The 25273-nt window shown below is 61.6% G+C and carries 18 protein-coding genes; 11 read left to right on the forward strand and 7 right to left on the reverse strand.

From position 1 onward, the window contains the following. The first annotated feature begins 121 nt into the window (after positions 1-121). Together ACEN93_RS01545 and ACEN93_RS01550 are read left to right on the forward strand one after the other, a co-directional pair. Positions 122-1096 (forward strand): hypothetical protein, encoded by a 975-nt coding sequence (locus ACEN93_RS01545; RefSeq protein WP_103387333.1) that lies wholly within the window; start codon positions 122-124, stop codon positions 1094-1096. Between the two features lie 156 nt (positions 1097-1252). Beyond that, entirely contained in the window at positions 1253-1924 is a 672-nt protein-coding gene (locus ACEN93_RS01550) for a DUF3313 domain-containing protein (RefSeq protein WP_011333935.1), read from the forward strand. Between the two features lie 49 nt (positions 1925-1973). Here the strand turns inward: ACEN93_RS01550 and ACEN93_RS01555 are convergent, their stop codons facing one another. The 3 genes from ACEN93_RS01555 to ACEN93_RS01565 all read right to left on the reverse strand — a co-directional run bounded on the left by ACEN93_RS01555 (position 1974) and on the right by ACEN93_RS01565 (position 5187). Continuing rightward, positions 1974-2969, reverse strand: a complete 996-nt coding sequence (locus ACEN93_RS01555; protein WP_495610939.1) for a DUF3829 domain-containing protein — start codon at positions 2967-2969, stop codon at positions 1974-1976. Then, on the reverse strand, positions 2966-4612 hold the full coding sequence (locus tag ACEN93_RS01560; RefSeq protein WP_495610940.1) for a J domain-containing protein: 1647 nt from the start codon (positions 4610-4612) through the stop codon (positions 2966-2968). The genes ACEN93_RS01555 and ACEN93_RS01560 overlap by 4 nt, the downstream gene beginning before the upstream one ends. A gap of 149 nt (positions 4613-4761) precedes the next feature. Beyond that, entirely contained in the window at positions 4762-5187 is a 426-nt protein-coding gene (locus ACEN93_RS01565; RefSeq protein WP_074690904.1) for a YciI family protein, read from the reverse strand. A 270-nt stretch (positions 5188-5457) separates the two neighbouring features. Here ACEN93_RS01565 and tpx point away from each other — a divergent pair, with 270 nt between their 5' ends. From tpx to ACEN93_RS01600, 7 genes are all read left to right on the forward strand, one after another. Then, positions 5458-5958 carry a thiol peroxidase gene (tpx, locus tag ACEN93_RS01570; protein ID WP_074690905.1) on the forward strand — a complete coding sequence of 167 codons (501 nt, stop codon included), beginning with the start codon at positions 5458-5460 and terminating at the stop codon, positions 5956-5958. A 175-nt stretch (positions 5959-6133) separates the two neighbouring features. Beyond that, the gene (locus ACEN93_RS01575) at positions 6134-7441 is read left to right on the forward strand and encodes an MdtA/MuxA family multidrug efflux RND transporter periplasmic adaptor subunit (protein ID WP_103387330.1); all 1308 of its coding nucleotides are present in this window, start codon (positions 6134-6136) and stop codon (positions 7439-7441) included. Continuing rightward, positions 7438-10530 (forward strand): MdtB/MuxB family multidrug efflux RND transporter permease subunit, encoded by a 3093-nt coding sequence (locus ACEN93_RS01580; RefSeq protein WP_039772386.1) that lies wholly within the window; start codon positions 7438-7440, stop codon positions 10528-10530. Before ACEN93_RS01575 ends, ACEN93_RS01580 begins: the two co-directional genes overlap by 4 nt. Positions 10531-10642: 112 nt before the next feature. After that, positions 10643-13750, forward strand: coding sequence for an efflux RND transporter permease subunit (locus ACEN93_RS01585; protein ID WP_495610941.1), 3108 nt, complete (start codon positions 10643-10645; stop codon positions 13748-13750). Then, positions 13747-15216, forward strand: a complete 1470-nt coding sequence (locus tag ACEN93_RS01590; protein WP_039772389.1) for an efflux transporter outer membrane subunit — start codon at positions 13747-13749, stop codon at positions 15214-15216. The genes ACEN93_RS01585 and ACEN93_RS01590 overlap by 4 nt, the downstream gene beginning before the upstream one ends. Positions 15217-15563: 347 nt before the next feature. Then, positions 15564-17645, forward strand: coding sequence for a putative bifunctional diguanylate cyclase/phosphodiesterase (locus tag ACEN93_RS01595; protein WP_103387328.1), 2082 nt, complete (start codon positions 15564-15566; stop codon positions 17643-17645). Between the two features lie 85 nt (positions 17646-17730). Further along, on the forward strand, positions 17731-18477 hold the full coding sequence (locus tag ACEN93_RS01600) for an SDR family oxidoreductase (RefSeq protein WP_039772394.1): 747 nt from the start codon (positions 17731-17733) through the stop codon (positions 18475-18477). 167 nt (positions 18478-18644) lie between these two features. Here the strand turns inward: ACEN93_RS01600 and mapR are convergent, their stop codons facing one another. From mapR to ACEN93_RS01615, 3 genes are all read right to left on the reverse strand, one after another. Continuing rightward, on the reverse strand, positions 18645-20054 hold the full coding sequence (mapR, locus tag ACEN93_RS01605) for a GntR family transcriptional regulator MpaR (RefSeq protein WP_103387326.1): 1410 nt from the start codon (positions 20052-20054) through the stop codon (positions 18645-18647). Positions 20055-20276: 222 nt separating this feature from the next. Beyond that, the gene (gene ccoG, locus ACEN93_RS01610; protein WP_495610942.1) at positions 20277-21707 is read right to left on the reverse strand and encodes a cytochrome c oxidase accessory protein CcoG; all 1431 of its coding nucleotides are present in this window, start codon (positions 21705-21707) and stop codon (positions 20277-20279) included. Positions 21708-21902: 195 nt separating this feature from the next. Further along, positions 21903-22151: a DUF3203 family protein gene (locus tag ACEN93_RS01615; RefSeq protein WP_007952135.1), complete on the reverse strand. Its 249-nt coding sequence runs from the start codon at positions 22149-22151 to the stop codon at positions 21903-21905. 123 nt (positions 22152-22274) lie between these two features. On the opposite strand from ACEN93_RS01615, the gene ACEN93_RS01620 reads away from it, so the two are divergent. Then, the gene (locus tag ACEN93_RS01620; protein WP_039768121.1) at positions 22275-22811 is read left to right on the forward strand and encodes an MgtC/SapB family protein; all 537 of its coding nucleotides are present in this window, start codon (positions 22275-22277) and stop codon (positions 22809-22811) included. Here ACEN93_RS01620 and ACEN93_RS01625 read toward each other — a convergent pair whose 3' ends face one another. Then, entirely contained in the window at positions 22812-22970 is a 159-nt protein-coding gene (locus ACEN93_RS01625) for a hypothetical protein (RefSeq protein ID WP_165369575.1), read from the reverse strand. Between the two features lie 216 nt (positions 22971-23186). Between ACEN93_RS01625 and ACEN93_RS01630 the strand changes: the two genes are divergently transcribed. Further along, positions 23187-25184, forward strand: a complete 1998-nt coding sequence (locus ACEN93_RS01630; protein ID WP_495610943.1) for an alpha-1,4-glucan--maltose-1-phosphate maltosyltransferase — start codon at positions 23187-23189, stop codon at positions 25182-25184. Positions 25185-25273: the final 89 nt, after the last annotated feature.

The following is a 25273-nucleotide window of genomic DNA, read 5'->3' on the forward strand; positions in this document are numbered from 1 at the left end:
AAACCCTTAGAACCCTGATGAATCGGGGATTTTTCCTTGGGTCGATGGTGGCCTTTTGGTAGAGTCCCCGTCGCCAGCGGGTTTTCGGCTGGACGACGGAACGAAGAAGGGAGTCTGATCAGTGAGTCCGGGCAAAAAAATTCTGGGCATCACCGCGTTGCTGCTGATGGTGACGCTGTGGGCCGGTTACATCTATGTGTTCAACGAAAACCGTGGCGGTCATCTCGGTGGCGTCGGCGAAAGCACCGCCTGGTGCGGCACGCCGCCGAACACCGAAGCGGCGTTGCTGGGCAAGGATCAACTGACCCTGCGCATCACCAACAACCTGCGCGGCGAGTTCATGCTCAGCGGCGCAGTGGTGGTCTCCGAACGCACCTTCAACCGCTATGACCTGGGCCGCAACGAACTGCGTCTGCGCCTGGAACCGTTGCAGTGGTCGTTCGGCGTCACGCCGATCTTCCTCGAACAGGTGAAAGTCCTGCCCCTGAGCCGCAACCTCGCCTCGACCGACAAGAGCGCCTTCGCCGAACTCGAATCGCGGCCGATCAGCGTCCAGGGCCGGGTCACCGAGTTTCCTTTCGACACCTATCGCTACGGCTACAAGCCAGTCCTGTATTACCTCAAGGGTAGCGAGCGCATCGACCTGCGCTTCAAGAACATCACCACGCTGATGGAGATGTCCAACACCTTCACGCCGATCCAGAAGTACAACCGCGCCGACTACATCAACGAGAAAAACTCGATGATCCGCGACGAGGACTACAAGGCCTACGGCCCCCACGAATGCGCGTTCAGCGTCGAGCGCAAGGGCTCGTTCAAGGTTGTGGTGCTGTTGATGCTGCTGGTGCTGTGCCTGCCGTTGCTGCTGGTGTTCTACCGCGATGAGCCGGGGATCGACTTCCTCGCCACGCTGGTCGGAATCGGTGTGGTGCGCACGGTGCTTGTGGGGCCGGTGCAGGATTTCCAGCTGTACAACATTGATTTTCTGTTCGGTGCGGCGATTTTGCTGGTGGGCACGGTGTCGCTGATCAAGGCGATGCGGGCGAACAGTCGACGGGAGATGGCGTTGCGCAGCGGAGAGACTTCGAGCTGGTAGAAGAAAGCCTTGAGCGCCTGTGATGGTCCGGACCTTTCAAAGGTCCGGACCCGACGTTGCGCAATGTTGGGGTTTCTGATCGCAAACGGCGCGAATTTAGCTATACCTGTAACTCCCCCGACGCAATAAATTCGGCCTTCCGACAGGAGTTACAGCATGAAGCTAGCCGTAATGATGAGCACCCTGTGCATTGCCACGCTGGGCGTGGTGGGCTGCTCCAGCAAAACCGTCGCACCCGACGAGTACTCAGGCTTCCTCAAGGACTACAGCCAGCTGAGGGAGGCCAAATCCCCGTCGGGGGCTGAAGTGATGCGCTGGATTGACCCGAAAGTCGACATCGGCAAATTCACCAGCTTCTACGTCGAACCGACCCAGCTCTATCCCAAACCGCAACCCACCGTGAAGATTCCGCAGCAGACCCTCAACGGCATCACCAGCTACTACGATCAGGCGCTCAAGCGTGAACTGGGTAAATCCTTGCCGCTGGCCTCAGGCCCCGGGCCGGGTGTGATTGTGGTGCGCGCGGCCATCACCGCCGTCAGCAGCAAGACCGAAGGCCTCCATGCTTATGAGGTGATTCCGGTGGCATTGGTGGCGGCAGCGGTCAGCACCGCCAGTGGCATTCGCGATCAGGAAACCACCCTGGCGACCGAAGCGGTGTTCCTCGATGGCGGCACCAACAAGGTGGCGGCGCAGGTGGTGCGCAAGGGCACCGGCAAACCGCTGGAAAACGATTCGCAGGTGATGAAGGCCGATGACGTGAAAAGCGTGATTGATGGCTGGGCGTCGGACCTGCATCAGTCCTACCTCAAGCTCAAGGCCAAGTAGGACCGGCACGCCGGGTCGCCCCTGAGGGCGATCCGGCGTGTGCACTGCGTCAGAAACTGGCGCGCGCCAGTCGGTTGTAATGGCTGAGCAAACCGTCGTAACTGCGGGTCACGGCGTAGTAGTCCTCGCTCAAACGTTCGGGCTTAGCGTGGTTGTGCCAGTCTGCTTGCAGGGTGTTCAACGCCTCGAGATAGTCTTGCCCCGGCTCGCCGATGCGCAGCCACAGATCCCGTGCGGCATCGGTCTTGTTCTGGAATCCACCCGTGCGCGGTGCGAGCCAGGGTTCGCGACGGTTCCACGCCTGTTGCAACTTCGCGGTGGTGTCGGCCAGCAATTTTGGGGTCAGAGTGCGGTTTTTCATCGCTTCGTCGAGCACGTCGACAGTCTCCCGCGCCTGAATCATGTACGCCAGCAAGTCCCAGTGAATGTCCCTGCCCAGACGAGCCTCGATCAGCTTGAGCTGTTCGGGACGCTGCGCAGCGTCGAGCGGCAGCAGGCTTTGCCGCAGAGCCGTCGAGGCGTCGATGTACTCCTGTGAAACGCGCTCGATCGCAGCCAGTTCTCCAGGGGAGGGCTGTTGCGACCCGGAGGTGAAACTCGCCTCCCGGTAAAACCGCGTGGGTGCAATGGTGGTCGTAACGTGACTCAGCGCCCGGACGTACTCGTTGGCCTGTCGCGCCAGTTCAGGCTGCCACGCCAGAAGATCGAGTTTTTCCGTGAGGCCCTGACCGCAGACATCGCGCTGAATGTCTCGCACATTGAACGCGTCGCTGTCGTCGAAATCCTTGAGGCTCTTCAACCAGAGCTGGTCGCGAGGCACGGGCGGTTGAGGGTTCTTGTAGCGGTCGTAGGCCGCTCGCCATTGCACGTCGATCCGGTTGACGCAGGCAATCACCGGGCTCAGGGCATTGGCCTGAGCGGTGACCGGCGCATCGCGCCCGTCCAGCCAGAGATCGAGCTGGAGGAAAGGCCGGATCGCGCCCGTCAGCCCCATGATCACCAGCGCGAAGAAGATCCCGACGCAAAACATCACTCTGGTGGTCATGGGCGCGCCTCCTTGCCGTACCACTGTTCAACGGTGGCCGGTGCGCTGCATTCGACGGTGGTGGCCGGCAAGCGGCTGCACAGGCGTTCGGTCCAGGGTTGCAGACCCTGATTGCGATTGACCGTGCCTTGGCTGGCGACCACTTTGAATACGCCGAGCACGAGGGACAGCACCAGAATTCCGAGGATCGTCACGCCGACTTTCATGGCCGGACGGCTCTCTTCCCAGGAAACCCGGGGCCTGGACTGCCAGCGGCGCACCAGTCCGAAGGTCGCCAGGGTCGCGGCGTACACCCCGCCGGCAATCGGGCCGAAAAACCAGCCGAGCCCGGCCACCATCAACGCGCCGGGCACCAGGTCGCGCAGCACGCCGAACGGCGGCGAGTCTTTGAGAGATCCGGGGCAAAGGATTGCACTGAGCCGGTCATCCAGTCGCCATACGCGATGGGCGAGGTTGTGCACCAGCCAATTGAGCCCGGCCACGATCACGCCAAACACCACGGTCGAGATCATGACGATATTGATCAGCCCGCTGAGCCGAACGCCCAACGGAATGTAATGGGTGAACGCGCCGATCAGGCAGGCCAGCACCACGCCCACATACGTCGGCCAGTCACTGAAGCTCAGTTCCCAGCTTTGCCAGAAAAACGCCGTGCCGCCGGGCATCTGCGCGCAGACCTTGGGGTGATTGGCGTACAACTCGGAACTCAACTTGCGACACTGCGCCCAGTCGTCTTCGCTCAGGCGTCGGGCCAGTGCGCGGCGGGCGCTGAACGAGCCGGTGCCCAGCAGCAGGCGGGCGGCGCGGTGTTCGGGGGTGACGGCGGGCTCCGTGGCCAGTTGTTGCTGGTGAGCCAGGAAAAGCGGCGCATTCTGGCGAGCCAGCAGGCGTTGCCATTCGCCGTCAGGGCAGGGATTTCCGGTGCAGCCGTGCCAGCCCTGACCGGCGCGCACCCGTTCGAAAATCTCGGGAGACCAGACCGGCGCATCCAGCAGCAAATGGCTCAGGGCACGGTCGAACCATTGCCGATGTTGTTCAATCGCCAGCCAGTTGAAATCCGCGCAGCGGGCATAGGCCTGGAGAAATCCGTCGACGTCTTCCCGTTCGAGGGCATCACGCATCGGTTGCGCAATACGCGAGCGTTGTTGATCCAGCAACAGGTCGATCGATATCTCGTCCAGCTCGAGGCGTTGCCAGGCGCTGAACCAGAAGAAGGTCGGAATGGCCCAGTCCACCAGCGTCTGCGAAGTCTCAGGGTGTTCAATGCAATGATGCAGCACCGTGTCTTCGAAGAAATGCGCGCAACCCTGTTCAAGGGTGACGGCATGGCGATGATTCAGCTCTTCAACGCTGAGTCCATCCAGCGAACGGGTCGCCAGTTGCAGAGCATCGACCTCGACCACGGTCAGGCCGCTCAGGTCCCAGGATTCTTCAATACCCTGTTCCTGCTCTTCATCCTGATTCTTCTCGTGATACTGCTGCCATTCCTTGTACGCCAGGGCCTGCTCATAGGCATCGCGCAGCCGCTGGAAACCCTCGGGGTCGTCGTCGGGGCGGGTCTGTTTGAGCAGGACGGCATATTGGCGTTTGATCGTGCGCACATCGGCGTCGGCCAACAGGCCAAGGACGGTCCAGCAACTCATTGCGATGACAACTCCATAAAAAACGCGACGCGATCCAGTGGTGGCATTGTGATGTTGCGCACCCTACCTGTTTCGCGCCGAAAAGTCCCCGTGTCTCGCTCAGTCGTCACCGGCCTTACGGAAAATGCTGACGTGCTCGATTCGGGGCTTCAGTGTTTTTTGGCTTGCTCGCGTATGCGTTCTTCCTGCTCGCGCAGTTCCGGGGTGAACTCGGCGCCGAAATCTTCCGCGCTGAACACTTGGCGAATCTCGATTTCCGATTCAGTGCCCGGCATGGGATTCGGGCAGCGCTTGACCCACTCGATGGCTTCCTCTTTGGACTTGACGTCCCAGATCCAGTAACCGGCGATCAGCTCTTTGGTCTCGGCAAACGGGCCGTCGATCACGCTGCGGTTTTCACCGCTGAAGCGCACACGGGCGCCTTTGCTGCTGGGGTGAAGGCCGTCGGCAGAAACCAGAATGCCGGCCTTGGCCAGTTCCTCGTTGTAGTTGCCCATGTCCGTCAACAATTGCTCGCTGGGCATCACGCCGGCTTCGGAGTCGTGGCTGGCTTTGACAATGATCATGAAGCGCATGGTGTTTCTCCGCAGGTAAGTGAGGGATTCATGGCTTAGTCGAACGGCCGGGGTCTGAATCGACAGGTCGTTAAAGAAAAGACGCAGACTTGCGTTTTAACAAGCATCACCCTCTTTGAGAGCGGGGATGTGGGGCTACTGGAGAATGTGTATCCAGTTTTGCGTGCCAGCACATGACAATTTCAGTCCAGGCATAGGTCGTCGGACAATTTCGTGGTTAACTTCCGCCTCTTGCATGCTTTCCCAACAACGTTAAGAAGGACTCCGTTCATGGCTCAAGTCACGCTCAAAGGCAACCCGGTTCAAGTCAACGGCCAACTGCCACAAGCCGGTTCCAAGGCGCCAGCCTTTTCCCTGGTAGCCGGCAATCTGTCCGACGTCACCCTGAAAGACTTCGCCGGCAAGCGCAAAGTGCTGAACATCTTCCCAAGCGTCGACACCCCGACCTGCGCCACCTCCGTGCGCAAGTTCAACGCTCAGGCCAACGACATCAGCAACACTGTTGTGCTGTGCATCTCGGCTGACCTGCCGTTCGCCCAGGCGCGCTTCTGCGGCGCCGAAGGCCTGGAAAACGTACAAAACCTGTCGACCCTGCGCGGCACCGAGTTCCTCGAGAACTACGGCGTGGCCATCGCTGACGGCCCGCTGAAAGGCCTGACCGCCCGTGCGGTGGTTGTACTGGACGAAAACGACAACGTCCTGCACAGCGAACTGGTCAAGGAAATTGCAGAAGAGCCTGACTACGAAGCGGCGCTGTCCGTTCTCAAGTAAGCGCTTTTACAATTGTTAACGGCCTGGCTCTGTCCAGGCCGTTTTCATTTGTGTATCAGTGTTTTGCCTCACACCTTGAAACGTAAGTGGAAGGTAAATTGCCGGTAAAGCTGCTTTGCTAAATCCCCACCAGTGCTTATCGTTCAGCCTCCCGTAAAAGAAGCCCACGCGCCCAATGGTTAATCACTCCATGCAATCGTCTTCCCGAAACTCCCGTCGCTGGCTGTTGAGCCTGCTTGTCCTGCTGGTCATTGCCGGTCTGTGCTGGAAATTCTGGCCCGCCGGTTCGACCCACAAGGAGGGCGGCGAGAAGGCGCAGGCCGGCCATACCGGCCGTTCGGGGATGATGCGTCCGGGCTTCGGCGGCGCGGCCGGGCCGATTCCGGTACGCGTGGCGCCGGCGGTCACCGGGGACTTCCCGCTGTACTACAAGGCCCTGGGCACGGTGACGGCGCTCAACACTATCAATGTGCGCAGTCGGGTCGGTGGCGAACTGGTGAAGATTTATTTCGAGGAAGGGCAAATGGTCAAGGCCGGTGACCTGCTGGCGGAGATCGACCCGCGTCCGTACCAGAACGCCTTGCTCCAGGCGGAAGGCACCTTGCTGCAGAATCAGGCGCAGTTGAAGAACGCCCAGGTCGATGTCGAGCGCTATCGCGGCCTGTACAAGGAAGACAGCATCGCCAAGCAGACGCTGGACACCGCCGAAGCGCTGGTCGGCCAATACCTCGGCACCGTGAAAACCAATCAGGCGGCGGTCAACGACGCCAAGCTCAATCTCGAATTCACCAAGATCCGCGCACCGATTGCCGGTCGCGTCGGCCTGCGTCAGCTTGACGTCGGCAACCTCGTGGCGGCCAACGACACGACCTCCCTGGCGGTGATCACCCAGACCCAACCGATCAGCGTCGCCTTCACCCTGCCGGAAAACAGCCTGGAAACCGTGCTCGCCCGCTACCGCAGCGGCGCCAAACTGCCGGCGGAGGCCTGGGATCGTGGCGACACCAAACTGCAAGCCACCGGTGTGCTGCAAAGCCTCGACAACCAGATCGACGTGACCACCGGTACCCTGAAATTCAAGGCGCGCTACGAGAACCGCGATCAGTCGCTGTTCCCCAACCAGTTCGTCAACGTTCACCTGCTGGCCGACACCTTGAAAGGGGTGGTGCTGGCGCCGTCCGCCGCCATCCAGTTCGGCACCAACGGCACCTTCGTTTACGCGCTGGACGGCGACAAGAAAGTCACCATCCGCCAATTGAAGATCGGTGCCAGCGACGGCGAAAACACGGTGGTCACCGAAGGTCTTGCCGCCGGCGACCGGGTGGTGCTGGAAGGCACCGACCGTCTGAAGGAAGGCAGCGAAGTGGAAGTGGTCAACGACAGCAAGGATGTGCCGACCACCCCGACCGAGCACCTGCAAGGCAAGTCCGCCGCCACTGCGCCTGACGCCACCGTCACCGACAAGGCCAAGAAGGGCGCATGAACATTTCGCGTCTGTTCATCCTCCGCCCGGTCGCCACCACGCTGAGCATGCTGGCCATCGTGCTGGCCGGTCTGATCGCCTATCGCCTGCTGCCGGTTTCGGCCTTGCCGCAGGTCGATTACCCGACCATCCGGGTCATGACTTTGTATCCGGGCGCCAGCCCGGACGTCATGACCAGTGCCGTCACCGCGCCGCTGGAGCGTCAGTTCGGGCAGATGCCGGGCCTGACGCAAATGGCCTCGACCAGTTCCGGCGGTGCCTCGGTGCTGACCCTGCGTTTCAGCCTCGACATCAACATGGACGTCGCCGAACAGCAGGTGCAGGCCGCGATCAACGCCGCGACCAACCTGTTGCCGACCGACTTGCCGGCGCCGCCGGTGTACAACAAGGTCAACCCGGCGGACACCCCGGTGCTGACCCTGGCCATCACCTCGAAAACCATGTTGCTGCCCAAACTCAATGACCTGGTCGACACGCGCATGGCGCAGAAGATCGCCCAGATCAGCGGCGTCGGCATGGTCAGCATTGCCGGCGGCCAGCGTCAGGCGGTGCGGATCAAGGTCAATCCCGAGGCCCTAGCGGCCAATGGCCTGAATCTGTCGGACGTGCGCACGCTGATCAGTGCGTCCAACGTCAACCAGCCCAAGGGCAACTTCGACGGCCCGACCCGGGTGTCGATGCTCGACGCCAACGACCAGCTGACGTCGCCCAAGGATTACGCCAACCTGATCCTGGCCTACGCCAACGGTGCGCCGCTGCGGCTCAAGGATGTCGCGCAGATTGTCGACGGCGCCGAGAACGAGCGTCTGGCGGCATGGGCCAACCAGAATCAGGCCGTTCTGCTGAACATCCAGCGTCAACCGGGCGCCAACGTGATCGAAGTAGTCGACCGGATCAAGGCACTGCTGCCGAGCATCACCGACAACCTGCCGGCCGGTCTCGACGTAGTCGTGCTGACCGACCGCACCCAGACCATCCGTGCCTCGGTCACCGACGTGCAACATGAACTGCTGATCGCCATCGCGCTGGTGGTGATGGTGACGTTCCTGTTCCTGCGGCGCGCCAGTGCCACCATCATTCCGTCGGTGGCCGTGCCGCTGTCGCTGATCGGTACGTTCGGCGTGATGTACCTCGCCGGCTTCTCGGTCAACAACCTGACGCTGATGGCACTGACCATCGCCACCGGTTTCGTGGTCGACGATGCGATCGTGATGCTGGAAAACATCGCGCGTTTCATCGAGGAGGGCGACAGTCCGATGCAGGCTGCGCTCAAGGGCGCGAAGCAGATCGGTTTCACCCTGATTTCCCTGACCCTGTCGCTGATCGCGGTACTGATTCCGCTGCTGTTCATGGCCGACGTCGTGGGGCGGTTGTTCCGCGAATTCGCCATCACCCTGGCGGTAGCGATCCTGATTTCCCTGGTGGTCTCGCTGACCCTGACGCCGATGATGTGCGCGCGTCTGCTCAAGCGTGAGCCGGAAGCACATGAGCAGGGCCGTTTCTACCGCGCCAGTGGTGCGTTCATCGACTGGATGATCGCCGCTTACGGCCGCAAGTTGCAGTGGGTGCTCAAGCACCAGCCGCTGACCCTGCTGGTGGCCATCGGCACGCTGGCCCTGACCGTGTTCCTTTATATGGTGGTGCCCAAGGGCTTCTTTCCTGTGCAGGACACCGGGGTGATCCAGGGTATTTCCGAAGCACCGCAGTCGATTTCCTTCGCAGCGATGGGCGAGCGTCAGCAGGCGCTGGCCAAGGTGATTCTGGAAGATCCGGCGGTAGAAAGCCTGTCGTCCTACATTGGGGTCGACGGCGACAACGCCACGCTCAACAGCGGTCGGTTGCTGATCAACCTCAAGCCCCACGGCCAGCGTGATCTGACGGCGACCGAAGTGATTGCCCGCCTGCAACCGCAGTTGGACAAGCTTGTCGGCATCCGTCTGTTCATGCAGCCGGTGCAGGACCTGACTATCGAAGACCGCGTCAGCCGTACTCAGTACCAGTTCAGCATGTCGTCGCCGGATTCCGAATTGCTCAGCCTGTGGAGCGGCCGTCTGGTCGAGGCCCTGGCCCAGCGCCCGGAACTGACCGACGTCGCCAGCGACTTGCAGGACAAGGGTTTGCAGGTGTTCCTGGTCATCGACCGCGACGCCGCTTCACGGCTGGGTGTGTCGGTCTCGAATATCACCGACGCGCTGTACGACGCGTTCGGCCAGCGGCAGATCTCGACCATCTACACCCAGGCCAGCCAGTACCGCGTGGTGCTGCAGGCTCAGGCCGGAGAGAAGATTGGCCCGCAGGCGCTGGATCAGATTCACGTCAAGACCACCGATGGCGGGCAGGTGCGGTTGTCGAGTCTGGCCCACGTCGAAGAGCGGCAGGCGCAACTGGCGATTACCCACATCGGCCAGTTCCCGGCGGTGATGATGTCGTTCAACCTCGCGCCCGGCGTGGCGCTGGGGCATGCGGTGGACATCATCGAGCAGGTGCAGAAGGACATCGGCATGCCGATCGGCGTGCAGACCCAGTTCCAGGGCGCGGCTGAAGCGTTCCAGGCGTCGCTGTCGAGCACCTTGCTGCTGATTCTGGCGGCGGTGGTGACCATGTACATCGTGCTCGGCGTGCTTTACGAGAGCTACATTCACCCGATCACCATTCTGTCGACCTTGCCGTCGGCGGCGGTGGGGGCGTTGCTGGCGTTGCTGCTCAGCGGCAATGATCTGGGGATGATCGCGATCATCGGCATCATCCTGCTGATCGGTATCGTGAAGAAGAACGCGATCATGATGATCGACTTCGCCCTCGACGCCGAACGCACTCAGGGCATGGCGCCGGAGCAGGCGATTTATCAGGCGGCGCTGTTGCGCTTCCGGCCGATTCTGATGACGACGCTGGCTGCGCTGTTTGGTGCGGTGCCGTTGATGCTGGCCACCGGTTCCGGCGCTGAATTGCGTCAGCCGCTGGGTCTGGTGATGGTCGGCGGGTTGCTGGTGAGTCAGGTGCTGACCTTATTCACGACGCCCGTGATTTACCTGGCTTTTGATCGGTTGGGACGGCGTTGGGCGAAGTCCGGCACAGGAGAGGTTGCGTGAAGGGCGACGTGAATACAGCTGCAAGCGTCAAGCTTCGAGCTGCAAGAGAAAAGCGGACTCGGAACAGGTTTTTAGCTTGCGGCTTGCAGCTTGCCGCTAGTGGTTGCCACCTATGAATCTTTCGGGTCCTTTCATCAAGCGCCCCGTGGCAACCATGCTGCTTTCATTGGCGATCATGCTGCTGGGCAGTGTGAGCTTCGGCCTGCTGCCGGTGTCGCCGCTGCCGCAAATGGACTTCCCGGTGATCGTGGTGCAGGCCAGCCTGCCCGGCGCCAGTCCGGAGGTCATGGCGTCCACCGTGGCCACGCCGCTGGAGCGCTCGTTCGGCGCCATCGCCGGCGTCAACACCATGAGCAGCCGCTCCAGCCAGGGCTCGACCCGGGTCATCCTGCAATTTGATCTCGACCGCGACATCAACGGCGCGGCGCGCGAAGTGCAGGCGGCGATCAATGCCTCGCGCAACCTGCTGCCGAGCGGGATGCGCAGCATGCCGACCTACAAGAAGGTCAACCCGTCGCAGGCACCGATCATGGTGCTGTCGCTGACCTCGGACGTGCTGGAAAAAGGCCAGCTCTATGACCTGGCGTCGACCATCCTGTCCCAGAGTCTGTCCCAGGTGCAGGGCGTCGGTGAAGTGCAGATCGGCGGCAGCTCTTTGCCGGCGGTGCGCATCGAACTCGAGCCCCAGGCACTGAACCAGTACGGCGTGGCGCTGGACGATGTGCGCAAGACCATCGCCGAAGCGAACGTGCGTCGGCCCAAGGGCTCGGTCGAAGACGACCAGCGCCTGTGGCAGATCCAGGCCAACGACCAGTTGGAGAAAGCCAAGGATTACGAATCGCTGATCATCCACTACAACGGCGGCGCGGCCCTGCGTCTGAAAGACGTGGCCAAGGTCAGCGACGGCGTGGAAGACCGCTACAACAGCGGTTTCTTCAACGACGACGCGGCTGTGTTGCTGGTGATCAACCGCCAGGCCGGCGCCAACATCATCGAGACGGTCAACGAGATCAAGGCGCAGTTGCCGGCGTTGCAGGCGGTGCTGCCGGCCAGCGTCAAACTGAACCTGGCGATGGATCGCTCGCCGGTGATCAAGGCCACCCTGCACGAAGCGGAAATGACCCTGCTGATCGCCGTGGCGCTGGTGATTCTGGTGGTGTTCCTGTTTCTCGGCAATTTCCGTGCGTCCCTGATTCCGACGTTGGCGGTGCCGGTGTCGCTGGTCGGCACCTTTGCGGTGATGTACCTCTACGGCTTCTCGCTGAACAACCTGTCGCTGATGGCGCTGATTCTCGCCACCGGGCTGGTGGTGGACGACGCCATCGTGGTGCTGGAGAACATTTCCCGGCACATCGACGAAGGCGTCAAACCGATGAAGGCCGCGTACCTCGGGGCCAAGGAAGTCGGGTTTACCTTGCTGTCGATGAACGTCTCGCTGGTGGCGGTGTTCCTGTCGATCCTGTTCATGGGCGGGATCATCGAAAGCCTGTTCCGCGAATTTTCCATCACCCTGGCCGCGGCCATCGTGGTGTCGCTGGTGGTTTCCCTGACGCTGACCCCGATGCTCTGCGCCCGCTGGCTCAAACCCCATACGCCGGGCGAGGAAAACCGCCTGCAACGCTGGAGTCGCCGCACCAACGACTGGATGGTCGGCAAGTACGCCACCAGCCTCGACTGGGTGTTGCGCCACCGGCGCCTGACATTGCTGAGCCTGATCATCACCGTCGGGGTGAACGTCGCCCTCTATGTGGTGGTGCCGAAAACCTTCATGCCGCAGCAGGACACCGGCCAGTTGATCGGTTTCGTGCGCGGTGACGACGGTCTGTCGTTCAGTGTGATGCAGCCGAAAATGGAGACCTTCCGCCGCGCCGTGCTCAAGGACGACGCGGTAGAAAGCGTGGCCGGGTTCATCGGTGGCACCAACGGCACCAACAACGCCTTCATGCTGGTACGCCTGAAACCGATCAAGGAGCGCAATATCTCGGCGCAGAAGGTCATTGAGCGTCTGCGCAAGGAAATGCCCAAGGTGGCCGGCGCTCAACTGATGCTGATGGCCGACCAGGACCTGCAGTTCGGCGGCGGTCGCGAGCAGACCACTTCGCAGTACAGCTACATTCTGCAAAGCGGTGATCTGGGCGAGTTGCGCGAGTGGTACCCGAAAGTGGTCACCGCGTTGCGGGCCTTGCCCGAGCTGACCGCCATCGATGCCCGCGAAGGCGCGGGTGCGCAGCAGGTGACATTGATCGTCGACCGCGATCAGGCCAAGCGCCTGGGCGTGGACATGGAAATGGTCACGGCGGTGCTCAATAACGCCTACAGCCAGCGGCAGATTTCCACGATCTACGACAGCCTCAACCAGTATCAGGTGGTGATGGAGGTCAATCCGAAATATGCCCAGGATCCGGTGACGCTCAAGCAGGTTCAGGTGATCACCGCCGACGGCGCGCGGATTCCGCTGTCGACCTTCGCTCACTATGAAAACAGCCTGGAAGACGACCGGGTCAGCCATGAAGGCCAGTTCGCCTCCGAGAGCATTTCCTTCGACATGGCCGAAGGCGTGACGGTGGAGCAGGGCAGTGCCGCCATCGAACGGGCGATTGCCAAGCTCGGTCTGCCGGAAGACGTGATCGTGAAAATGGCCGGCACCGCCGATGCCTTCGCCGCTACCCAGAAGAGCCAGCCGTTCATGATCCTCGGTGCGCTGCTGGCGGTGTATCTGGTGCTGGGCGTGCTGTATGAAAGCTACATTCATCCGCTGACGATTCTGTCGACGCTGCCTTCGGCCGGGGTCGGTGCCTTGCTGTCGATCTATGTGCTGGGCGGCGAGTTCAGCCTGATCTCGCTGCTCGGGCTGTTCCTGCTGATCGGCGTGGTGAAGAAGAACGCGATCCTGATGATCGACCTGGCGCTGCAACTGGAACGTCATCAAGGCATGGCGCCGCTGGAGTCGATCCGCAGCGCCTGTCTGCAACGTTTGCGGCCGATCCTGATGACCACGCTGGCGGCGATCCTCGGCGCCTTGCCGTTGCTGCTCAGCCGGGCCGAAGGCGCGGAAATGCGCCAGCCGCTGGGCCTGACCATTATCGGCGGGCTGATTTTCAGCCAGGTGCTGACCCTTTACACCACGCCTGTGGTTTACCTCTATCTCGACAAGTTGCGCCATCGTTTCAACAAATGGCGTGGCGTGCGCACCGATGCCGCTCTGGAAACTCCGCTATGACTGACCGTTCGCTTATCAATCTGGCCACTGTCCGCGGCTCGCGCCTGCTGAGCCTGTCGCTGTGCGTGGCGATGCTCAGTGCCTGCGCCGTCGGCCCGGACTACCAGCGCCCGCAGACCGCCGAAATCGCCCAGTACAAGGAAGCCGAAGGCTGGCGTCAGGCCAACCCGAGCGATTCCCTGGCACGCGGCGCCTGGTGGGAGCTGTATGGCGACCGTCAGCTCAACGAGCTGATCGAGAAACTCAACAGCTCCAACCAGACCGTCGCCCAGTCCGAGGCCCAGTACCGTCAGGCCCAGGCGTTGGTGCGCAGTGCGCGCGGAGCGTTTTATCCGAGTATTGATCTGAGTGCCGGCAAGACCCGTTCCAGTCAGGGTACCGGTAGCAGCAGTTCAAGCCTGAGCAGTTCCTCCAGCGGTATTCGTGACACCTACAACGCGCAACTGGGCGTGAGTTGGGAAGCGGATGTCTGGGGCAAGTTGCGTCGCGGCCTGGAAGCCAATGAGGCTAGCGCCCAGGCGAGCTATGCCGATCTGGCGGCGATGCGTTTGAGCCAGCAATCCGAGCTGGTGCAGAACTACCTGCAATTGCGGGTGATCGATCAGCAGAAACGTCTGCTCGAATCGACAGTGGCCGCTTACGAGCGCTCGCTGAAAATGACCATGAACCAGTACAACGCCGGGGTTTCCGGGCGGGACGCGGTGGCGCAGGCGCAGACCCAGCTGAAAACCACTCAGGGTGATCTGGTGGACCTGATCTGGCAACGGGCGCAGTTCGAAAATGCCATCGCGGTACTGACCGGCCAGCCGCCGGCCGAATTCAATATTGCCGAGACCCAGGACATTCCCAAGCTGCCGCAAATTCCGCTGAGCCTGCCGTCGCAGTTGCTCGAGCGCCGTCCGGACATCGCCTCGGCGGAGCGCTCGGTGATCGCCGCCAACGCCAACATCGGCGTGGCCAAGGCCGCGTATTACCCCGACTTCAGCCTGAGCATGAGCGGCGGCTACAGCAGCAGTACCTCGCAGAACCTGATCAGCCTGCCAAACCGCTTCTGGTCGGTCGGGCCGAAAATGACCTTGCCGCTGTTCGACGGCGGCATCCGTTCGGCCGAAGTCGACCGCACCGAAGCGGTGTACGACCAGACCGTGGCCAAATACCGCCAGACCGTGCTCGACGGTTTCCGCGAGGTGGAAAACTATCTGGTGCAGTTGAAGGTGTACGAAGACGAAGCGGTCGTGCGCCAGGAAGCCCTCGATGCGGCACGGGATTCGTTGCGTCTGACCGAAAACCAGTACAAGGCCGGGGTGATTGCTTATCTCGATGTGGTGACGGTGCAGGCCACGGCGTTGAGTAATGAACGCACTGTCCTGAATATCCTGCAGAGCCGTTTGATTGCCAGTGTGCAGTTGATCGCGGCGCTGGGCGGTGGCTGGGACGGGGAGCTGGAAACCACTGATAACCGCTAGCCTCATTGATCGTTCCCACGCCGGTCGTTCTCACGTTGATCGTTCCCACGCTCCGCGTGGGAATGCAGCCCGGGACGCTCCGCGTCCCTTCCATGGCAGGACGCAGAGCGTCCATTGAGGCATTCCCACGCAGAGCGTGGGAACGATCTGTCGCTTTAACGGGAACGATCTGTTCTGTGTCCTGGCGACCGGGCTAGAGCCTTGTCAGACGATCAAACAAGCGTTTCATCGGGTTGATGGCCATTTGATTACTTTGTCAGTGCGTTCTTCTGCGCAATCAGTACAATCGGCGCATTTGGCCCCGCGGAGAACGGACGCAGTACGGCGGGGTGGTCACGAGAATTCCCATGCTCATCGGTAGCTACTCCTTCACGCTGGTTTTCATTTCGCTGTGTGTGGCGATCCTCGCTTCCTACACCGCGCTCGATCTCACCGGGCGCATTGCCACTGCCAAGGGCCGCGCCGTGCATTTATGGACGGCCGGCGGAGCGTTTGCCATGGGCATCGGCGTCTGGTCGATGCACTTCATTGGCATGCTGGCGTTCAAGCTGCCGATCAGCCTCGGTTACGACATTTCGATCACGGCGCTTTCATTGCTGATCGCTGTGCTGTCCTGCGGTTTTGCCCTGTGGCTGGTCAGTCAGCCGAAACTGCCGGCCTGGCAACTGGCCTTTGGCGCGTTGATCATGGGCGCCGGCATCAGCGCCATGCATTACACCGGCATGGCCGCGATGCGCATGCAGCCGGGCATCGACTACGATCCGACACTGTTCGGCGCCTCGTTGCTGATCGCTGTCGGCGCTTCGGCGGCAGCGCTGTGGATCGCCTTTCGCCTGCGTCAGCATTCGCCTTACGTGCGGCTGTTTCGGGCCGGGGCGGCGATTGTCATGGGCGTGGCAATTGTCGGCATGCACTACACCGGCATGGCGGCGGCGCGGTTTCCCGACGGCAGTTTCTGCGGCGCGGCACTCAGCGGTCTGAACGGCAACGGCCTCGACAATCTGGTACTGATCACCACGCTGGCGGTGCTGGCCATCGCGCTGCTGACCTCGATTCTCGACGCCCGCCTCGAAGCCCGTACGGCTGATCTGGCCCATTCGTTGACCGTGGCCAACCGCGAACTCACCCAACTGGCGTTGCACGACACCCTGACCGGCCTGCCGAACCGCATGCTGCTGGATGACCGGATCAATCAGGCGATGAAAAAGGTCAACGAGCAGGGTGGCTGTTTTGCGCTGATGTTCATCGATCTGGACGGCTTCAAACCGGTCAACGACGCTTTCGGTCACCACATGGGCGATCAGTTGCTGCGCGAAGTGGCGGTGCGTCTGCGCGAAGATTTGCGCAGCCTCGACACGCTGGCGCGGATCGGTGGCGATGAGTTTGTCCTGCTGGTGCGCCTGACCGAACCCAACGATGCGCTGGGTCTGGCGGCGCGTCAGGTCGGCTTGATCGCCCGGTCGTTCCGGGTCGCCGAGCATGAGTTGCAGATTTCCGCCAGCGTCGGCATTGCCCTGTACCCCGGCAACGGGGAGAGCGCCCAGGAACTGCTGATGAATGCTGACGCCGCGATGTACCACGCCAAGGGCGGCGGCAAGAACGGTTACAGCTTCTTCGACGTTTCGATGAACAGCAACGCGCGCAAGCAACTGCAATTGCTGCAGGACTTGCGGGCGGCGCTGGAGCATGGCGAGTTCAGCCTGCATTACCAACCCAAATTTCATGCGGCCGACGGTCGTCCGGTCGGTGCCGAAGCCTTGTTGCGCTGGGAACATCCGACCCAGGGCATGCTGATGCCGGACAAGTTCATCGATCTGGCGGAGAAGACCGGGCTGATCATTCCGATTGGCGAGTGGGTGCTCAATGAGGCCTGCCGGCAGATGCGCGAGTGGTACGTGCTGGGCTACACCGACTGGCGAATTGCGGTGAACCTGTCGGCGTTGCAGTTCTGCCATGCAGGGCTGGTAAGCAGCGTGGCCAAGGCCCTGGCCACCCACCATTTACCGGCCAACAGCCTGACCCTGGAAATCACCGAAACCACCGCCATGAGTGACGCCGATGCGAGCATGACGGTGTTGCAGGAACTGTCCGACATGGGCGTCGACCTGTCCATCGACGACTTCGGCACCGGTTATTCGAGCCTGATGTACCTCAAGCGTCTGCCGGCCAACGAGCTGAAGATCGATCGCGGTTTCGTCCGCGATCTGGAACACGACAGCGATGACGCGGCCATCGTCTCGGCGATCGTCGCCCTCGGTCAGGCGCTGGGGCTGCGCATCGTGGCTGAAGGCGTGGAAACCGATTCGCAGCAGGATTTCCTGACGCAACTGGGCTGCGATTCGCTGCAGGGTTATCTGCTCGGTCACCCGATGCCGGCGGATCGCTTCCTGCAGGACATCGTGCGCGGCAAACAATTGGCGGTGAGCTGAGCCGCTAATCGCAGGTCATGCAAAACCCTGCAATGACGGTTATTCTTGCCCCGACTGTTACGTGTGCATCGGGGGAAAGGCCAGCATGGATAAAGTCATTGTGATCACCGGCGGTGGTCGTGGAATCGGCGCCGCCACCGCGCTGTTGGCTGCCGAGCAAGGCTATCGGATCTGCATCAATTACCAGACCGACGAACAGGCCGCTCACCACGTGCTGGACCAGGTGCGTGAGCGCGGCGCCACAGCCATCGCCGTGCGTGCCGACGTCAGTATCGAAGACGAAGTGATTGCGCTGTTTCACCGGGTCGACACCGAACTGGGCCGCGTCACCGCCCTGGTCAACAACGCCGGCACCGTGGGGCAAAAATCCCGGGTCGACGAAATGTCCGAATTCCGCATTCTCAAAATCATGAAAACCAATGTGCTGGCGCCGATCCTCTGCGCCAAGCACGCGATTCTGCGCATGTCGCCCAAACACGGCGGGCAGGGTGGCAGCATCGTCAACGTCTCCTCGGTTGCCGCGCGGCTGGGCTCGCCGAATGAATATGTCGATTACGCGGCGTCCAAAGGCGCGCTGGATACGTTCACCATCGGGCTGTCCAAGGAAGTGGCGGGCGAGGGGATTCGGGTGAATGCGGTGCGTCCGGGTTACATCTATACCGACTTCCACGCCTTGAGCGGCGACCCGGATCGGGTCAGCAAGCTGGAGTCCGCGATTCCGATGGCCCGGGGCGGGCGGCCGGATGAAGTGGCGGAGGCGATTGTCTGGTTGCTGTCGGACAAGGCTTCGTATGCCACCGGGACTTTCGTCGATCTCGGCGGCGGCCGCTAAACCCCCACTGATCGTTCCCACGCTCTGCGTGGGAATGCAGCCCGGGACGCTCCGCGTCCCTTCCAGAGCTGGAACGCGGAGCGTCCCTTGAGGCATTCCCACGCAGAGCGTGGGAACGATCATCGTCTAGGCGTTGAACTGGTTGCGTGGGAACGATCAGCGGTCTTTCAGAACGACCGCACAATCCGCCCCAACGTCTCCATCGCCTTCTCCGCATCCTCGGTCCACGGGCTGCCGTAGTTCAATCGAATGCAATTCCTGAAGCGCTGGGTCGGCGAAAAAATCGGCCCCGGCGCAATGCTGATGCCCTGCGCCAACGCCATCTGAAACAACTTCAACGAATCCATCTGCGGTGGCAGTTCCAGCCACAGAAAATAACCGCCGGCGGGTTGGCTCACGCGTGTCTGCGCCGGGAAGTAGCGGGCGATGGCCGCGAGCATGGCGCTTTGCTGTTCTTCCAGGGCGTAGCGCAGTTTGCGCAGGTGACGGTCGTAGCCGCCGTGTTGCAGGTAGTCGGCGATGGCCGCTTGTGCCGGCATCGAGGCGCACAGCGAGGTCATCAGTTTCAGTCGTTCGATTTTCTGTGCGTAGCGGCCGGCGGCGACCCAGCCGATTCGGTAGCCGGGGGCCAGGCTCTTGGCGAACGAGCCGCAGTGCATCACCAGCCCTTCGGTGTCGAAGGCTTTGGCGGGTTTCGGCGCCTGCTGGCCGTAATAGAGTTCGGCGTAGACGTCGTCTTCGATCAGCGGCACCTGATGCTGTTTCAGCAGTTCCACCAGTTCCTGTTTCTTGGCCTCGGGCATGGTCGCGCCCATCGGGTTCTGGAAACTGGTCATGCACCAGCAGGCCTTGATCGGGTGCCGTTCCAGTGTCTGGGCAAGCACGCCGAGGTCGATGCCGTCGCGCGGGTGCACAGGGATTTCCACGGCTTTGAGCTTCAGGCGTTCGAGTACTTGCAGGCTGGCGTAAAACGCCGGGGCTTCGATGGCCACCAGATCACCGGGTTCGGTCACGGCTTGCAGGCACAGGTTCAGTGCTTCGAGGGCGCCGTTGGTGATGAGCAGTTCTTCCATCGGCAGCATCAGGCCGCCCACCATGTAGCGCAGGGCGATCTGCCGGCGCAGTTGCGGATTGCCCGGCGACATGTCGGTGACCACCATGCGCGGGTCCATCTCCCGGGCGGCGCTGGCCAGTGAGCGGGACAGGCGTTGCAGCGGGAACAGGGTCGGGCTGGGGAACGCCGAGCCGAACGGCACGGTGCTTGGGTCTTTGATCGATTCGAGCACCGAGAACACCAGCTCGCTGACGTCGACCTCGGTGGACTCGTTGACCTGGCTGCTGATCACCGGCTCCGAGAACGGGCTCGGGGCGTGGGTGTTGACGAAGTAGCCGGAGCGCGGGCGGGCACGAATCAGCCCGCGACGTTCCAGCAGGTAATAGGCCTGGAATACCGTGGACGGGCTGACGCCGTAAGTCTGGCTCGCGTAGCGCACCGATGGCACCCGCTGACCGGGGCCGAGGACGCCGGAGCGGATCAGTTCAGCGATGTCGTCGGCGAATTTTTCGTAGCGTTTCATCGGGGGCCTTGGTGCTGGTTGAATGTGTAGAGTGTCAGGGAAAAGCCCCCTCACCCTAGCCCTCTCCCGGAGGGAGAGGGGACTGAACGAGTTGTTTGTTCGAGTTACGCCGACTTGAAAGTCCGGAGTCGAACTCGGGTTTGCAAGCAACTGAGATTTGCTCCCTTTCCCCCTCGCCCCCTCGGGGGAGAGGGCTGGGGTGAGGGGGGAGATTCTAACGGCTCACCGATTCATCGGCGCAACAAACCGGCTCTTCGCCACGCTGTAAATCTCGGGCTCATCACTGTCGGCAATCTTGAAGCTCAAGGTCTGCGAGCTGCTGGCCGGGCGTTCGGAGGTCATCGCCACCGACACCGGCACATCGACGATCTCGCCCGGCGCCAGGCTCAGTTCGGTCTTGCCTTGCAGCTCGAAGCCTTCACCGTCCACCAGCGTCAGGTTGTAATCCTGGCGCTGCTGGGTTTTGTTGATGACCTTGAGGGTGTAGATGTTCTCGATCTGGCCCAGACCGTTTTCACGGAACAGACCACGGTCCTTGGTCACGTCCAGCGACACCATTGGTCGTTCCACCAATGCCAGGGCGAGGGCGCCGATCATCACCACCAGCACCGCGACGTAGCCTATCAGGCGCGGACGCAGCAGATGGGTCTTGCCACCCTGCAACTCGCGCTCGGAGGTATAGCGAATCAGGCCACGGGCGTAATTCATCTTGTCCATGATCGAGTCGCAGGCATCGATGCACGCCGCGCAACCGATGCATTCCATTTGCAGGCCGTCGCGGATGTCGATGCCGGTCGGGCAGACCTGCACGCACAACTGGCAGTCGATGCAATCGCCGAGGCCGGCTTCGGCCGGTTTCACCTCGCGTTTGCGCGGGCCCCGGTTTTCGCCACGGGCGGCGTCGTAGGAAATGGTCAGGGTGTCCTTGTCGAACATCACGCTCTGGAACCGCGCATACGGGCACATGTGCATGCACACCGCTTCACGCAGCCAGCCGGCATTGATGTAGGTGGCGGCGGTAAAGAACAGCACCCAGAACAAGCTGACACCGCCGATCTGCAGGGTCAGCAGTTCTTCGGCCAGCGGCCGGATCGGGGTGAAGTAGCCGACGAAGGTCAGACCGGTCAGCACACTGATCGCCAGCCACAGCGTGTGCTTGGCCGCACGCCGCGCCAGTTTGTTCAAGCTCCAGGGCGCCGCCTGCAACTTGATCCGCTGGTTGCGCTCGCCTTCGGTGATCTTCTCGCACCACATGAAGATCCACGTCCACGAACTCTGCGGGCAGGTGTAGCCACACCAGACCCGGCCGGCGAACACGGTAATCGCGAACAGGCCGAACGCGGCGATGATCAGCAGCGCCGAGAGCAGAATGAAATCCTGCGGCCAGAACGTCGCGCCAAAGATGTGGAATTTGCTTTCGGAAAGGTCCCAGAGCACTGCCTGACGACCGCCCCAGTTCAGCCACACCGTGCCGAAAAACAACAGGAACAGAAACCCCGCACCACTCATGCGCAAGGTGCGGAACAGGCCGGTGAAGCTGCGGGTGAAAATCTGATTGTCGCTGGTGGCGTGTTTCGCCTTCATTGGGCGCGCCGGTACTTTTTTTATCCGGGGAGATGCTTCTACGGTTCGGACGGGGATTCGTTCGCTCATGGTCGTTCGCTCATCAGCCTCCATCAGGCCAGGGAACTATGAGCGCCGATCTGTTTGCATAACAGACTCAGCTATTTCAATAAAAAGCGTATCAGATGGGCTGTTCTGCCACGCCTGCGACAACTTGAAGCAGCCCGCAGGCCAAGGCGCAAATGCCTATCCCAGACGCCTGCGCCGGTTGTTGATCGAGGTCAGTCAAATCACCGAATCACTGTCGTCGGCCTTCAGGTGTTTGCGCCCATCCCGGGCGCCTGCGACGGTCAACGCATCAGCTTCGGCCTCGGTGACGTAGATGCGCCGTCCTTCCACTTCGACGAACGACATGGCTTTTTCGCTATCGGTCCTGACTTCCAGCGTGTCGCAGATCCGGATTTCCTCACCGTTTTCAACGGTGAAAAAACAGACTTTCGATTCCGGATTGCTTTCATCGATACGAAGGGGCATGGGGTTGTCCTTTTTTCACGGGAGTCTGAATCGTTAGGGTGCGCGGTTCTGCAGATCGTTCTACGCAACCGATTAATGGTCGGCGCTGTCCATCCTTTATCAACTCATAACAAGGACTGGACGATGAACGCCTGGTGGCATGAAGTGTGGGAAACCCTGCAAGCGGAATTCGCCGACATCGGCGATGCGTCGCAGCTGACCCGGATCACCGTGCGCCTGTTGATGGCGGCCATATTGGGCGGGATTCTCGGGTTTGAGCGCGAGCACAAGGGCAAGGCTGCCGGGGTGCGAACGCACATGCTGGTAGCCCTTGGCGCGGCGTTGTTCGTGCTGGTACCGCAATTGTCCGGATCCCAGGCCGATGCCATGAGCCGGGTGGTGCAGGGCGTGATTGCCGGGATCGGCTTTCTCGGCGCCGGCACCATCCTCAAGAACCACGAAGGCGACGAAGGCCACGTCAAGGGCCTGACCACCGCCGCCGGTTTGTGGATGACCGCCGCCATCGGCGTCGCGGCCGGTCTGGGCCGCGAGGCGACGGCGGTGCTCAGTACGTTGCTCGCGTTGGGGATCTTCAGTGTCATGCCGCGGATCGTCAGGGTCTTCGAAAAGGATCACATCGAGAAGGACCGCATCGAGAAAGACCACAACGACCTACGCTGATCAGACGATTACCGGCGGCATGGTCGTCGGCGGTTCTTCCTTGGGCGGTGGCGTGGTGCCAGGCGGCTCCTGTTCAGGGATCGGTTGCGGTTCGGTTTCGGGCAGGGTCGGTTTGTCGATGTTCGGATCGGGTGTTTCAGCGGGAATCGGAATAGTCATCGGGTGAACCTCCGTGTGGCACTTGGCGTGGGACGTGCTTAAGTGGATTGACCACTTCACTGCGAAATCGATCCGATTTTGTAGCGCGGCAAATCCCTGTGAACTTTTCCCGGCGACGGCCGCTCGGAACCTGAGAGAGTTCATCCGGGCCCAGGCCCGACCGTGACCGCCAAACAGGCAAACGAGCGTCCTTGGGGCGTTAAGGAGAGATGCTCAATGACTGCTGAAAAACCTTCCGAACAGAGCTACAACCCGCACATGCCGCTGTCGCAAGCCTTGCTGTTGCCGCGCATCGTCATTGAAAACACCATGCCGACCCTCGACGGCGGACAATTTGCCGTCAAGGCAATCGCTGGTCGGGAGATCGTGGTCACCAGCAAGGTGTTCGCCGACGGTCACGACAAACTGGCGGTGCGCATCCGCTGGCGCGAAGAGGGTGACGAGACCTGGCAGACCGAAGTCATGAGCGATCAGGGCAACAATGGCTGGCGCGGTGTGTTTCAGCCGCAGCGCATGGGCCGTTATCTGTTTCTGATCGAAGCCTGGATCGACCAGTTCGCCAGTTTTCAGTACGAACTGGAGAAAAAGCACACCGCCGCCGTCCCGGTCAGCCTCGAGCTGCAAGAGGGGCGCACCATGGTGCAGCAGGCCGCCGAGCGCAGCGAAGGTCAGCTCAGCGAACAACTGGCCGGCTTGCACCACGAATTGTCCGGCCTGCTCGAAACCGAGCAGGTCGCGTTGTTTCTGCACTCGCGCAGTGCGCAACTGATGGCCGAGGCCGATCACCGCGCCTACCTGAGCCTCAGTGCGGAATTCCCGGTGGACGTCGAGCGCGAATTGGCGGAATTCGCCAGTTGGTACGAACTGTTTCCCCGCTCGATCACCGACGATCCCGCCCGCCACGGCACCTTCAATGACGTGCACTCGCGCCTGCCGATGATTCAGGACATGGGTTTTGACGTGTTGTACTTCACGCCGATCCACCCGATTGGCCGCAGCCATCGCAAGGGGCGCAACAATTCTCTGAGCGCCGGCCCGGACGATCCCGGCAGCCCGTATGCGATCGGCAGCGAGGAGGGCGGCCACGAAGCGATTCACTCGCAACTCGGCACCCGTGAGGACTTCCGTCGGCTGGTGGCCGCCGCTGCCGAGCATGGTCTGGAAATCGCTCTCGACTTCGCGATCCAGTGTTCCCAGGATCACCCGTGGCTCAAGCAGCATCCGGGCTGGTTCAACTGGCGGCCGGACGGCACGATCAAATACGCGGAGAACCCGCCGAAGAAATACCAGGACATCGTCAACGTCGACTTCTACGCACCGGAAGCGATTCCGAGCCTGTGGGTCGAGCTGCGCGACATCGTGGTCGGCTGGGTGCAGGAGGGCGTGAAGATCTTTCGCGTCGATAACCCGCACACCAAGCCGTTGCCGTTCTGGCAATGGCTGATCGCTGATGTCCGTACGTTGTACCCGGAAGTGATTTTCCTCGCCGAAGCCTTTACCACCCCGGCGATGATGGCGCGGCTGGGCAAGGTCGGGTACACCCAGAGCTACACCTATTTCACCTGGCGCAACACCAAGGCCGAACTGGCGACCTACTTCACCGAACTCAATGAATCACCATGGCGCGAATGCTACCGGCCAAATTTCTTCGTCAACACCCCGGACATCAACCCGGCGTTCCTGCATGAGTCGGGACGTCCCGGATTCCTCATTCGCGCGGCGCTGGCGACCATGGGTTCGGGCCTGTGGGGCATGTACTCGGGGTTTGAACTGTGCGAATCGGCGCCAGTGCCGGGCAAGGAGGAATACCTCGATTCCGAGAAGTACGAGATCCGCGTCCGCGACTTCAACCAGCCCGGCAATATCATTGCCGAGATCGCCCAGCTCAACCGCATCCGCCGCCAGAACCCGGCGCTGCACAGCCATCTGGGCCTGAAGATCTACAACGCCTGGAACGACAACATTCTGTATTTCGGCAAGCGCAGCGCGGACGGCAGCAACTTCATTCTGGTGGCTGTCAGCCTGGATCCGCATAACGTACAGGAGGCGAATTTCGAGCTGCCGCTGTGGGAAATGGGCCTGCCGGACGATGCCACCACCCACGGCGAAGACTTGATGAACGGCCATCGCTGGGACTGGCACGGCAAGTACCAATTCATGCGGATCGACCCGGCGTATCAGCCGTTCGGAATCTGGCGCATTACTTCTTCCTGATCGACTTGATCGGTTCCTGATCGTTCCCACGCTCCGCGTGGGAATGCATACCGGGACGCTCCGCGTCCCAAAGCGGACGCAGAGCGTCC

The sequence above is a fragment of the Pseudomonas sp. Pseusp21 genome, from assembly GCF_059492145.1.